Genomic DNA, 12,821 nt, shown 5'->3' on the forward strand with positions numbered 1-12,821 from the left:
TGAAAGGCGGTGAGCTGTATGTTTCTGGCATTTGGTACGGATATAGGTCAAAAGAGAGAAGAGAATCAGGATAGAGTAAGAGTCGAGGTTCTTGGCGATAATATGTGCATCGCTGCTGTTTGTGACGGTATGGGCGGTGCAGCTTCTGGTGCAGTGGCAAGTCAGCTTGCTGTTGACAGTTTTATCGAAAGGGTCAAAGAGAATTTCAGACCCGATATGAACTTTAATTCTATCAGAAATCTTTTGCTCAATGCCGTTCATTACGCTAATACCTGCGTGTATGAAAAAAGCATAGAGGATATAGATAAAAACGGGATGGGTACTACCTGCGTGGCTGCTTTGGTCATTGACAAGAATATTTTTGTTGTCAATGTTGGTGACAGCCGCGGTTATCTGCTGACTAATGACGGCATTGAACAGATCACTACAGATCATACTTATGTGGAAGTGCTGAGACAAAGCGGTCAGATAACCGAAGATGATGCCAAGAACCATCCCATGAGAAATGTGATCACCAGGGCAGTGGGCGTTGAACCTGATGTCGAGGTCGATTATTTTGAACGCTATGAAGAGGGGAATTTTGCTGTTGTGCTTTGTTCCGACGGTTTGTCTGGATATTGCAGCGATGAACTTATATACTGCACTGTTTTCGGGAACAATCTCGATGAGGCAGTAACAAAGCTCATTGACCATTCAAACGAATGCGGCGGCAAAGATAATATAACCGCTGCAATTGTAGCCAACTGATCGAGACAATAAAATAATATTTAGGAGTTGAATAAAATGGATTCTAATATCGGTAAGAAGCTGGATGGCAGATATGAAATTACCGAGCTTATAGGCGTAGGCGGAATGGCTGATGTCTATAAGGCACAGGACGTAATGGAAGATCGTCCTGTGGCTGTAAAGATCCTTAAACCCGAGTTTTCGGGCGATGAGGAGTTCCTGAGGAGGTTCAGGAATGAGAGCAAGGCTATCGCAGTGCTGTCTCACCCAAATATCGTTAAGATATACGATGTGGGATTCACTGATGAGATACAGTTCATCGTAATGGAATACATCGACGGTATCACACTGAAAGAGTTTATCGAACAGCAGGGTGTACTGAAATGGAAAGATGCACTGCACTTCATCACACAGATACTGAGAGCTTTGCAGCACGCTCATGACAAGGGCATCGTTCACAGAGATATCAAGCCGCAGAATATTATGCTGTTCACCGACGGCACGATAAAGGTCATGGACTTCGGCATTGCTAGATTTTCCAGGATCGACGGCAAGACCCTTTCGGATAAGGCAATAGGCTCTGTGCACTATATATCTCCCGAGCAGGCTCAGGGTGATATGACCGATGAAAGATCGGATATCTATTCTGTAGGTGTTATGCTTTATGAGATGCTTACAGGCAGAAAGCCTTTTGACGGTGATACTGCTGTGAATGTTGCTCTTAAACATATGCAGGAGATGGCTGTTCCTCCCAGAGAGATAATGCCTTCTATTCCAGAGGCACTGGAAGAGATCGTTTATCATGCTATGGAAAAGCAGCCAGCTCAGCGTTATCAGTCGGCAGCTGAGATGATAAGGGATATAGATACCTTCAAGCTCAACCAGTCTGTAGTATTTGGCTATAAGCAGGGTTCCGCTCCTATCGCTGATAATGTAGGTTTCTATCCTGTCAATAATCAGAACAGAAAGCCTGTCATTGATGATAATTATAACGATTATGATGACGATTATGATGATGATTACGATGACGACGATTATGATGACGATGATGACGACGATTACTATGAGCCCCAGAAGAAGCGCTCGTACGTAGTGCCGATACTTCTGGCAGTTACAGTTGCGGTAGTTATCGTAGCCGCCTTTATAATCGGCTGGACAGTTATCAAGACCTTCACAAAGGACGGCAATGGTACAGGTATTCATACAAGTACAGTTACACTGCCTAACTTTATTGGTAAGAATATAGTTCTGGTACAGCAGGACTTTGGCGATAAGCTTAAGATCGAAATTGAAAATGAATATAATCTTGAATATGAAGAGGGTATCATCTTCTGGCAGAGCCAGACCGCAGGTAAGACCGTTAAGGAAGGTTTCACCATCACCCTGAAGGTAAGCCGCGGCAAGCAGATGGCAGTTATCCCCGATGTTTCTGGTAATGAATCAGCAGTTGCTGAGAGCGAACTGAGAGCTGCGCAGTTTACCGTCGTTCTGAGAAGTAAGTACGATGATAATGTTCCCGAGGGTATAGCAATCGGCACTGAGCCCGCAGCTGGTACTGAATTTGCTCTCGAAGGTGCAGTTACACTTTACGTCAGCAAGGGTCCGCTGGATACTCAGGTAAAGGTACCTAACGTTGTTGGTCTGACCAAGGAGAAGGCTATCACGATCCTCAAAGAGAACAAGCTGAAAGCAAAAGTTGAGGATATGCCTCATGACGGCGATAAGGGCAAGGTAATCGACCAGTCTGTTGAACCTGACAGAAGAGTTGAGAGAGACACCGAGATCACTATTTATGTCTCCACAGGTGAGACTGATCCAGTTGATCTGACTATCAGTATCCCGATGCCTGAGGGTCTGCATGGTGCATACTCGCTTCAGGGCTTCGTAAACGGTAATGTACGTTATACACAGTCCATCTCCAACGGTGAAACTGTTGCGGGCGGTGCGATAACTATGGATATCTCCGGTAAGAAAACCGAGACTATCACAGTTTCCATCAGAAACGAAGAAACAGGCAAGTCTGTAAACTACGCAGTATTCAATGTAAACTACGATAAAAAGACTGCTGAACTCAATGGTTCGCTGAATAAGGACGGTCTGCTGGCGATCACTCCTTCTACCAAGGAAGAAAGTACTTCCAAGCCTGAGGATAGCTCGTCACAGCCTGATGTTACAGAGCCTACTCAGACTGATGCTCCCGTTCCTCAGCCTACTGATGACAGCTCACAGTCTGATGATCAGAACAATGAGAACGGCGGATATTAAGTTTAAGAATATATGACAGGTATTATAACGAAAGCAATCGGAGGTCTCTACACTGTAGATGCCTCCGACGGCATATTTGAATGTAAAGCACGCGGTATTTTCAGAAAGAAAAAAATATCCCCGATGTGCGGCGATAATGTTATCATTTCAGAGGATAAGGACGGCTGTGTTATCGAAGAGATAATGCCAAGACGCTCCGAGCTGATAAGACCGCCTCTGGCTAATCTTGATCTGCTGGTGTTTGTATCATCTACTGTGGAGCCCAAGCCTAATACGCTTCTACTGGATAAATTCATCGCTATTGCAGAATTCAAGAAGATAAAACCCGTTGTGGTATTTACCAAAGTTGATAAGCGTTCGAGTGAGGAACTAGCAGCTGTATACCGCAGCGTGGGCATTGATGTTTTTGAATGTGATAATGTAACAGGCGAGGGAAGTGCCGAAGTCAGGGCTGCTCTGCAAGGCAAGCTTTCTGCATTTACAGGCAATACCGGCGTTGGAAAATCATCTCTGCTAAATAATATGTATCCGGAGCTTGGTCTTGCCACAGGTGAGATAAGCAAAAAACTTGGCAGAGGCAGACATACTACCCGTCATGTCCAGCTGTATAAGCTGGAGGGCGGCGGATTTATCGCAGATACTCCCGGATTTTCCTCATTTGATACCAACAGGTACGATATTATTTTTAAGGACAAGCTGGCGGATTGCTTTATCGAGTTCTCTGAATACACCGATAAATGTCGTTTCCCCGATTGCAGTCACACCAAGGAAAAAGGCTGTGCGGTTATAGAAGCTGTTAAAGAAGGGAAGATACCTCAGTCGAGATTTGACAGCTATCTGCAAATGTATGAGGACGCCAAACAGCTAAAGGAATGGGAGTATAAAAATGACTGATACCTGTGTTATCTTTGCGGGCGGCGACCCTGTTAAAGCCGAAACTGTGGATAAATCCCTGCTTGAAAATGCATTTATTATTTGCGCTGACAAGGGATTTGCCTTGGCAGAGTCTCTAGCTGTTGAAGCCGATATTGTTCTCGGGGATTTCGATTCTTTGAACTACACGCCGAAAGGTGACAAGGTAATGTGCTTTCCACCTGAGAAAGATGATACCGATCTGATGCTGGCAGTTAATAAGGCATTGGAAATTGGTGCAAAGAAAATAGTGATCTATGGTGCCTGCGGCGGCAGGATCGATCACATGATTGGCAATATTGCCTGCCTTGCCCTGATAGCCGAGAAAGGCGCGAGCGGTACTATCGTTGGTGATAATGATATTCTATCATTCCATATGCCCGGTGAGTTTTCTGTTCCTTATAAAGAGGGTTTCTCGCTTTCACTGTTTGCCTATTCCCGAGAAGTCAAGGGGCTTGCGATTAGCGGTGCAAAGTATTCTGTACAGGACTGCACCCTTACCGATTCGGTCACGCTGGGTGTTTCAAATGAGATCATTCCCCCTGCTGCGAAAATCTCGTTTACTGAGGGCAGACTGCTTGTGATACAATCAAGACTGTAACCAAAACCCCTCTTGCCGAATAGTATGTATTACCAAGCTATAGGGAGGTAATACTTATGAAAGTCGTAGTAGTGAAAAGTCCCCGCCTGCTTTCGGGGCTGCTGAAAATGATCTTCGGCATCAGTAAAGAGGATAGTATGTAAAAATACTGCTTTAATATCTTGGCAGTATGAAAGAAGTTAATAAAAATTCGGCTGCGCAGAGACGATCTGAGCAGCCGTTTTCTTTTGTACTCTAAACTGTTCGATGGTTGACGGCACAGGTGATATATGCTATAATCTTGCTTATAGAATTAATTTGATTTGGAGGTTAACAGTATGCATGATAATATCGAACTATTCACGATAGGCTACTATATTTGCGAATACACCGAATGTTCCGACTATCTCGGCTTTGATTCGGATAAGTTTATTTCAGCAAGTGATTGTCTGTGTAACCATGAACCTCAGTACGCTTTGTGCCATGGCTGGAAGCCTCACGGGGACGATAAGGCGTACATCAAGCAATTTCCCGACATGGAAACCTACATCAGAATGAGTGCCGAGATTAATGCGCTTATGGAGAAGAACCTCTTTTTCAGCGATGGCAGATTTTTGCGCCGTGAAGATGCCCTGCATTTTTACAAAGAATATTTTGACAGTGAAAAATATATCCTGATATCTGTTTGTGCCGAAAAGGAGTTTCGGGAATATCTGGACGATAGTTTTATTTTGGATAGTGTAATTGGCGCGGTAAATACAGATGAAACGATAGGCTGTGATATTATTGGCTGGGACTTTTATAATTTTCATTCTTTCCTGTGTAACAGTCTGCAAAAGGATATCAGCGGAGTAAAATTCAACAGCTATTGTCTTATCGAAAATTCTTATGAAGAAACCAAGCGAATGGCTGAATCGATTCAGGGCAGGGGAGAACCTGTTGACTGGCTGCCTGTTATCGTCAGAAAAGTAAAAGTCGAATAAGAGCAAAAAAATCCGTCGTCGACATTGGAGAACTTTTGAAACTTGTGATCCTTTTACGTTTTTGCTAAAAAATAAAACATACGGTTATGAAATAATTGTTGAAGAATGCAGAGATAACGAGTTAATGATTGTCTCTCTTATAACATCTGACAAATATATGCAAAAAATTTAAAAATAACAACTTTTAGTATTGACAAACATTATAAAAATTAGTATAATTATATTACAGAATATTTATCTTTGGAGGTAAAGACAATGAACTCGATCAAAGGATTTATGAACGGACTTTATAAGGTTGTTGGACCTGCTGTAAACGTACTGTTTGCGCTGTTCCTTACAATTGCAGGCAACAGTGGTTTCCAGGCTTACAAGGCAAGCAAGAACGCTCTGACAGCATCTGATTTAGTTAATCTGGCTTTATTGGGCGATAAGGGTGCTGCATCTGCTGCAACCAAGTCGAGCGGTACAGGTTTCATCACTTTCTTACAGGTTCTGTTCTGGATAGTAGCTGTTATCTACATCGGCTGCAAGGTTCTTGAACTGCTTAACGCACTGAATGAGAATCCCAATGCTCTGAAGTCCCTGAAGACCGCTGGTGCTCCTGCTCAGAATGTTGCACAGTCTCAGTTTGGTCAGCCCGCACAGAGCATTCCTCAGCCTGCTGCTCCTGCTGTAGCACCTGCAGGCGCTGAAAGATTCTGCACACAGTGTGGTGCTAAGGTTCCCGCTGGCAACGCTTTCTGCACAGGCTGCGGCGCTAAGATGGACTAATTTGATCTGATAATTCACTAGAGCGGTCATCTGACCGCTCTTTTTGTATCTTACGGATATATTTCTATAGTATAAAAAAACTCCTGCACATTGATTTACGCAGGAGCTTTCTATTTGTGTATAAATTACTTCTTCATAGCATTGTTGATAGCAGATACCAGTGCTCTTACAGAAGATACGATGATATCAGAATGTCTGCCAACACCCCAGAAGATTTTTCCGTTAACGTTGATGCCTACATAGGAACAAGCCTCGGAAGTCGTCTTTCTTTCAAGTGCGTGCTCGGTATAGGTATCAACATTTATCTCCATGCCGATCTCAGCGGTCAGAGCGTTTGCCACAGCGTCAAGTCTGCCGTTGCCGTCAGCATCGCATTCAACGGTCTTGCCGTTGATTACTGCTTTTACCTTAGCACCGATGAGCTCGTCTGCTTTCTGAGTGTAGTGAGCTTCGAGAATATCTATCGGGGCGTTGATATTGAGGTAAGTCTCTTTGAATATCTGATGAACTTCGCTTCTGCTGAGCTCCTTGTGAGCCTTATCGGAGATATCCTTTACCTTGTAGCCGAAGTCTTCTCTCATAGCCTTGGGGAGATCATAGCCGTACTGCTGTTCAAGGATATAGCCTATGCCGCCCTTACCGGACTGTGAGTTGATACGGATAACGTCGCCCTCGTATTCTCTGCCAACATCGTGGGGGTCGATGGGGAGGTAAGGACAAGTCCAGTGTTTGTTGTCTATCTCATCACGCCACTTCATTCCCTTTGCGATAGCGTCCTGATGCGAGCCTGAGAATGCAGCGTATACCAGCGAACCGGAGTAAGGCTGTCTGTCGTAAACCTTCATTCTAGTAACTCTCTCATAAAGTTCGATGAGGGAGGGAAGATCTGAGAAATCGAGGTTTGGCTCAACGCCGTGGGTGTACATATTCAGCGCGAGTGTTACGATATCAACGTTACCTGTTCTTTCACCGTTTCCGAAGCAGGTACCCTCAACTCTGTCACCGCCTGCAAGCAGACCGAGCTCGGTATCAGCGATGCCTGTGCCTCTGTCGTTGTGGGGGTGGAGAGAGATTATCAGGTTCTCTCTGTTGTGAAGAACATCACACATATACTCTACCTGCTGAGCGTATACGTGGGGCAGAGACATCTCAACGGTAACAGGGAGGTTGATGATGACCTTGTTATCTGCATCAGGCTCCCAGATATCGATAACAGCGTTGCATATCTCCGCAGCAAACTCAGGTTCGGTGCCTGTGAAGCTCTCGGGGGAGTACTCAAAGGTGATATGACCCTTAGCGTGCTTCTTATACTCTTTGCAGAGCTCTGCACCTGTGGTAGCGATCTTGATGATCTCTTCCTTGGATTTGCGGAAGACCTGCTCTCTCTGAGCAACAGAGGTGGAGTTGTAAAGGTGAACGACTGCGTGCTTTGCGCCGTCGATAGCCTCAAAAGTCTTCTTGATTATGTGTTCTCTTGACTGTGTAAGTACCTGTATGGTAACATCATCAGGTATCATATTTTTCTCGATAAGTGTGCGGCAGAATTCATATTCTGTCTCAGATGCGGCAGGGAAGCCTATCTCTATCTCCTTGAAGCCGATATCTACCAGCTTTTTGAAGAACTCCAGTTTTTCTTCAAGGCTCATGGGTATTATAAGCGCCTGATTGCCGTCTCTCAGGTCAACCGAGCACCATGCGGGGGCATGATCGATATAATCTTTTTCAGCCCATTTCATACATTTTACGGGAGGCATATAATATCCTCTTGCATACTTTTCTGCGTTTTTCATCAAAATTCCTCCTATATAATAATATTGATATTAGCTAATTTACGGGCTCACGGGTATCTCAGCCTTTACAAAATAAAACAAGCCCGTCTCTGTAAAAACAAGAGACGAGCATAATTACCCGTGTTACCACTCCGATTCATGCACAGCTCACACTGTACACCTCTGCCGCATCAACTAATGCGCCTCTCTGTAACGGGAGAATCCCGGGCACAGCTACTGAATGTTCACCATACCGGCTCAAGGACGAGTTATCGCGCTATCGAACTGCTGCCTTTCACCAAACGGCAGCTCTCTGAAAGTTCCGCAAAGCGTCTTTTTTCCTCTCAACGCCATTGTTTATATCATGAAATAATTATATTATATTTATCCAACTTTGTCAAGGGTTAATTTATGTATTTAACAGTTTTTTAATATCTGATCCTGAAAACTGTATTAATTTTTGTTATTTCACATTTTTTTATTGACTTTAGGCAAGTTTTATAATATAATAATTTTAATATAAGTATATTGGTAAGAACCGATGGATATGGGACAGGAGTGATAATATGATAAATGAAAGCATTAAAAAGCTGGTTACTTACGGTCTTGAAAAGGGACTTATCGAGCCTGCGGATAAGGTCTGGGCGACTAACCGTCTGCTTGAAGCTCTGGCGCTGGAAGAATACGATGAGCCGCAGGGAGATCACAAGGACATCGACCTTGAAAGCACTTTGTCAGAACTGCTTGATTATGCCTGTGAAAAAGGTATGTGCGAAGATACTGTTGTCCACAGAGACCTTTTTGATACAAAGCTGATGGGTCTTATCACGCCTCGTCCCTCCGAGGTGGAGAGGATATTCGCCGAGAAGAAAGCTGTGTCTGCACAGTCTGCTACCGACTGGTTCTACAAATTCTCTCAGGATACCGATTATATCAGAAGATACCGAATCATCAGGGATGTTAAGTGGAAGACTTCAACCGAGTACGGTGAACTGGATATCACTATCAATCTTTCCAAACCCGAAAAAGACCCGAAGGCTATTGCAGCTGCAAAGCTGGCGAAGCAGTCGGGCTACCCGAAGTGTCTGCTGTGCTACGAGAATGTGGGTTATGCAGGCAGGCTAAATTCTCCTGCAAGACAGAATCACCGCGTCATTGGTGTGACCATTGACGGCGCTGACTGGGGCTTGCAGTATTCACCTTACGTTTATTACAACGAGCATTGTATCCTCTTCAACAAGGCGCACACACCAATGGTTATTGACCGCTCGGCTTTCAATAAGCTGCTTGATTTCGTTGAGCAGTATCCACATTATTTTGTCGGTTCAAATGCAGATCTGCCAATCGTTGGTGGATCAATACTTTCTCATGAACATTTTCAGGGTGGACATTACGAGTTTCCTATGGCTAGGGCAGAGGTGGAACGCAAGCTTGAATTCAAGAGCTTTGAGAACGTTGATGCGGGTATAGTAAAGTGGGCAATGTCGGTGATAAGACTGAACAGTGCAGACAGGGAAGCCCTTGTTGAGCTTGCTGATAAGATACTTACCTTGTGGCGCGGATACACCGATGAAGAAGCTTTCATCTATGCGAAGACAGATGGTGAACCTCACAATACAATAACCCCCATTGCACGTATGCGGGACGGCAGATACGAGATGGATCTTGTGCTAAGGAACAATATCACCACCGATGAGCACCCTCTCGGTGTTTATCATCCTCATGCTGAGCTCCATCATATCAAAAAAGAGAATATTGGTCTTATTGAGGTAATGGGTCTTGCGGTACTGCCGTCACGTCTTAAATGTGAGATGGAAAAGCTTTCCGAAGCTCTTGTTAGCGGTGACGATATCCGTAGTGATGAAACACTGTCAAAGCACGCCGATTGGGCTGATGGTTTGCGCGAAAAGTACAGCTTCACCGCAGAAAATGTTGACGGCATACTAAAGGACGAGATTGGAAAAGTCTTTGCAAAGGTGCTTGAACACGCAGGTGTTTTCAAACGTGACGAGTCAGGCGCAAAAGCCTTTGACAGGTTTGTGGATTACGTAAATGATAGATAACATAAAAAGCACGGCAGAAATTATCTGCCGTGCCTGTGATATCAAAGATTTTCGATAAATCCCTTACCGATGCTGACGTTCTCGAATGCCAGTTCTTTCATCTGTAACATGACTGTGTGAGGGGATATCTTCATTCCCTGCGCCGCCCAATCAATTATCATTCCGCAGAAACCGTGGGAATAGAAATCCGCAAAGAATTTAGCTTTATCACTGCGTTTGCGGGTGTTTGCTACCGCGTGATAGAAAAATCTCAGGAACAAACGGTGCATACTCTGATAAAGATATTTTTCAAAGGTCTTTTCATTGCTGCGCAGTGTGTTCGAGTAGAATTTTTTATCTTTCTGCATATTTTCAAGGAACCCCTCAAGACGTTCATACCAGTTATCGTAGTTGACACCTCTGGTTATGTTCTTGAAAAGCTCGTTGTAGTATATATATGACAAAAGCTCTTCCTTATCCTGAAAATGATAATAGAAGGACTGTCTGTTCATTCCGCAAAAACCTGTGATCTCTGAAATGGAGATCTTTTCGTAATCCTTTTGCGTGCAAAGCTCTTTTAGTGCGTTGCACAGCGCTGATTTTGTTATAGTTGATGTTGACATCTGCTGTATCCTTTCGTGCATATAATTCAACAATATAATTATATCACAAATCAAAAAAAATTCAAGTAATTTTAGTAAATTATTTTTAAGGTCGTGCATTATTAATGATTATCAATGAATTTTTAGAAGGTCAGAGCCTTACAGCTTATGAATATTTCGGTGCACATTTTGTCGATGGGGGAGTACGTTTTGCCACCTATGCCCCTAACGCAAGGAATGTCACACTGATGCTAAACGGCGGTGAATATGAGATGACGCGTCTTGACTGCGGTGTTTGGGAGACTGTTCATCCAGCCAACGCGGGGGATATCTATCAGTTCATCATCACAACTCAGGCGCTTCAGAAGCATTACCGCTCAGACCCCTTTGCGTTTTACAGTGAGGTCAGACCTAAGAACGCTTCTATTATTTATGATATCAACTGTCACGAATGGCATGACGGACAGTGGATGTCAAAGCGGGATAAATGCTATGACAAGCCCATGAATATCTACGAGATGCACTTCGGTTCATGGCGCACAAAATTCGACAGCGAGAATGACGACCGTTTTTACACATATGATGAAATGGCTGAACTCCTGATACCCTATGTAAAGGATATGGGTTACACCCACATTGAGATCATGCCTCTGACGGAACACCCGTATGATGGTTCCTGGGGCTATCAGGTAACGGGTTATTATTCGGCAACTTCCCGCTACGGCGACCCTGCGGGACTCATGCGTTTTATTGACGCTTGTCATCAGGCGAATATTGGTGTTATACTTGATTTTGTTCCCGTGCATTTCGTCACTGATTTTTTTGCCCTACATATTTATGACGGCGGTTTTCTTTTTGAATCCGACAGGGAAGAGGACAGGTTCTCGGAATGGGGTACGGCGCTTTTCGATTATAGCAAGCCTCATGTACTCAGCTTTGTTAAGTCGTCCATAAATTTCTGGATCGAGAAATACCACGTTGACGGTCTGCGGTATGATGCGGTGGCTAACCTTATCTTCAAGCACGGCAGGCGTGATGAACCTCTCAATGATACAGGGATATGGTTCCTTAAAAACACCAATTACGCGATACAGAAACGTCATCCCGATGTTATGCTTTTCGCTGAGGATTCCACAGATTACACAAAAGTAACCGCACCGGTGGAATTCGGCGGACTTGGTTTTGATTACAAGTGGGATCTCGGATTTATGCACGATACCATAAACTACATAAAAACTCCTCCTTATGAGCGCCGCGCTCATCACAACAAAATGACATTCTCAATGAGCTATTTCTACAATGATCTTTTCATCCTTCCTTATTCTCATGACGAGGTGGTTCACGGCAAGCAGACAATGCTGGATAAGTGTTTCGGAAGTCATGAGGAAAAGATAGCCACCATAAAATGCTTGTATACTTTTCAGTTCGGACACCCCGGAAAAAAGCTTAATTTCATGGGTAATGAGATTGCCGAATATATGGAATGGCGACCCAATAAAGAGCTTGGCTGGAACCTGCTGACTTATCCCTCACATGATTCGGTGCATCATTATGTAAAGGAGCTTCATCACATTTATCTGAATGAGCCCGCCCTTTACGAAAACGACTATAATTCTGGGCATTTCCGCTGGTGTGATGCCAACAACAGCAATCAGTCTATCTACGCATTTATCAGGCGTGATAATTTCGGCAAGGGAATATACTTCGTTTTCAATTTCTCGGGGCTAATGCAGAATTACACTCTCAGAGTTGAGCAGAACGGCGACTACATCGAGATCCTCAATTCCGATAAGGATATCTATGCCGGATCAAACTGCCTGAACGGCGATATGAGAGCATTTAATTTCTCGCTGAATCTCCGTCTTGCACCACTGAGCTGTGCTATAATCAAACAGAAGTAGCTAACACAAAACTCGGTACAGATCATCTGCACCGAGTTTTTATCATGTATCGTCTTTAGTTTTAAGTCTGTCGTATCTGCGCTCGTGGTATATTTCCATTATAGAAGTGATAAGCGCCAGCACCAGCATTATTATCATCAGTTTATTTGAAGCCTTTCGGTTGATGAGATTCATCGTCGGGTTGAGGATATCCAGCACCCAGAAAAACATGAACATTCCCACCATGACGATAGTTGCATGGGGTAGTATCCTGACAAGTCGTTTCATTGC

Annotated in this window: 12 protein-coding genes and 1 other annotated feature; of the genes, 9 read left to right on the forward strand and 3 right to left on the reverse strand. The window is 44.0% G+C overall.

Annotation, left to right across the window (positions count from 1 at the left end; genetic code table 11):
- Nucleotides 1-18 precede the first annotated feature (18 nt).
- The 7 genes from BMY75_RS00345 to BMY75_RS00370 all read left to right on the forward strand — a co-directional run bounded on the left by BMY75_RS00345 (nucleotide 19) and on the right by BMY75_RS00370 (nucleotide 6,237).
- Nucleotides 19-747: a Stp1/IreP family PP2C-type Ser/Thr phosphatase gene (locus BMY75_RS00345; protein ID WP_074827984.1), complete on the forward strand. Its 729-nt coding sequence runs from the start codon at nucleotides 19-21 to the stop codon at nucleotides 745-747.
- A 36-nt stretch (nucleotides 748-783) separates the two neighbouring features.
- Complete coding sequence (pknB, locus tag BMY75_RS00350) at nucleotides 784-2,991, forward strand: Stk1 family PASTA domain-containing Ser/Thr kinase (RefSeq protein ID WP_074827987.1); 2,208 nt, start codon at nucleotides 784-786, stop codon at nucleotides 2,989-2,991.
- 12 nt (nucleotides 2,992-3,003) lie between these two features.
- Nucleotides 3,004-3,885: a ribosome small subunit-dependent GTPase A gene (rsgA, locus tag BMY75_RS00355; protein WP_074827991.1), complete on the forward strand. Its 882-nt coding sequence runs from the start codon at nucleotides 3,004-3,006 to the stop codon at nucleotides 3,883-3,885.
- The gene (locus BMY75_RS00360; RefSeq protein ID WP_074827994.1) at nucleotides 3,878-4,504 is read left to right on the forward strand and encodes a thiamine diphosphokinase; all 627 of its coding nucleotides are present in this window, start codon (nucleotides 3,878-3,880) and stop codon (nucleotides 4,502-4,504) included. Before rsgA ends, BMY75_RS00360 begins: the two co-directional genes overlap by 8 nt.
- Nucleotides 4,505-4,560: 56 nt before the next feature.
- A complete protein-coding gene (gene spoVM, locus BMY75_RS18765; RefSeq protein WP_139199666.1) occupies nucleotides 4,561-4,647 on the forward strand; it encodes a stage V sporulation protein SpoVM in 87 nt (28 codons plus the stop codon).
- A gap of 174 nt (nucleotides 4,648-4,821) precedes the next feature.
- Nucleotides 4,822-5,466: a hypothetical protein gene (locus BMY75_RS00365; RefSeq protein WP_074827998.1), complete on the forward strand. Its 645-nt coding sequence runs from the start codon at nucleotides 4,822-4,824 to the stop codon at nucleotides 5,464-5,466.
- Nucleotides 5,467-5,721: 255 nt separating this feature from the next.
- Nucleotides 5,722-6,237 carry a zinc ribbon domain-containing protein gene (locus BMY75_RS00370; RefSeq protein WP_074828001.1) on the forward strand — a complete coding sequence of 172 codons (516 nt, stop codon included), beginning with the start codon at nucleotides 5,722-5,724 and terminating at the stop codon, nucleotides 6,235-6,237.
- Nucleotides 6,238-6,362: 125 nt separating this feature from the next.
- On the opposite strand, the gene BMY75_RS00375 is transcribed toward BMY75_RS00370, so the two are convergent.
- A complete protein-coding gene (locus BMY75_RS00375; RefSeq protein WP_074828004.1) occupies nucleotides 6,363-8,027 on the reverse strand; it encodes a 2-isopropylmalate synthase in 1,665 nt (554 codons plus the stop codon).
- 97 nt (nucleotides 8,028-8,124) lie between these two features.
- Nucleotides 8,125-8,363, reverse strand: a binding site (T-box leader).
- Between the two features lie 209 nt (nucleotides 8,364-8,572).
- Here BMY75_RS00375 and galT point away from each other — a divergent pair.
- The gene (gene galT, locus BMY75_RS00380) at nucleotides 8,573-10,069 is read left to right on the forward strand and encodes a UDP-glucose--hexose-1-phosphate uridylyltransferase (protein ID WP_074828007.1); all 1,497 of its coding nucleotides are present in this window, start codon (nucleotides 8,573-8,575) and stop codon (nucleotides 10,067-10,069) included.
- A 41-nt stretch (nucleotides 10,070-10,110) separates the two neighbouring features.
- On the opposite strand, the gene BMY75_RS00385 is transcribed toward galT, so the two are convergent.
- The gene (locus BMY75_RS00385) at nucleotides 10,111-10,671 is read right to left on the reverse strand and encodes a TetR/AcrR family transcriptional regulator C-terminal domain-containing protein (protein WP_074828009.1); all 561 of its coding nucleotides are present in this window, start codon (nucleotides 10,669-10,671) and stop codon (nucleotides 10,111-10,113) included.
- Nucleotides 10,672-10,775: 104 nt separating this feature from the next.
- Between BMY75_RS00385 and glgB the strand changes: the two genes are divergently transcribed.
- Nucleotides 10,776-12,551 carry a 1,4-alpha-glucan branching protein GlgB gene (gene glgB / locus BMY75_RS00390; RefSeq protein ID WP_074828010.1) on the forward strand — a complete coding sequence of 592 codons (1,776 nt, stop codon included), beginning with the start codon at nucleotides 10,776-10,778 and terminating at the stop codon, nucleotides 12,549-12,551.
- A gap of 42 nt (nucleotides 12,552-12,593) precedes the next feature.
- Here the strand turns inward: glgB and BMY75_RS00395 are convergent, their stop codons facing one another.
- Nucleotides 12,594-12,818, reverse strand: a complete 225-nt coding sequence (locus BMY75_RS00395) for a hypothetical protein (RefSeq protein WP_074828013.1) — start codon at nucleotides 12,816-12,818, stop codon at nucleotides 12,594-12,596.
- Nucleotides 12,819-12,821: the final 3 nt, after the last annotated feature.

Origin of the sequence: Hominimerdicola alba, from assembly GCF_900109655.1 — a bacterium.
GTDB classification, from domain to species: Bacteria; Bacillota; Clostridia; order Oscillospirales; family Ruminococcaceae; genus Hominimerdicola; species Hominimerdicola alba_B.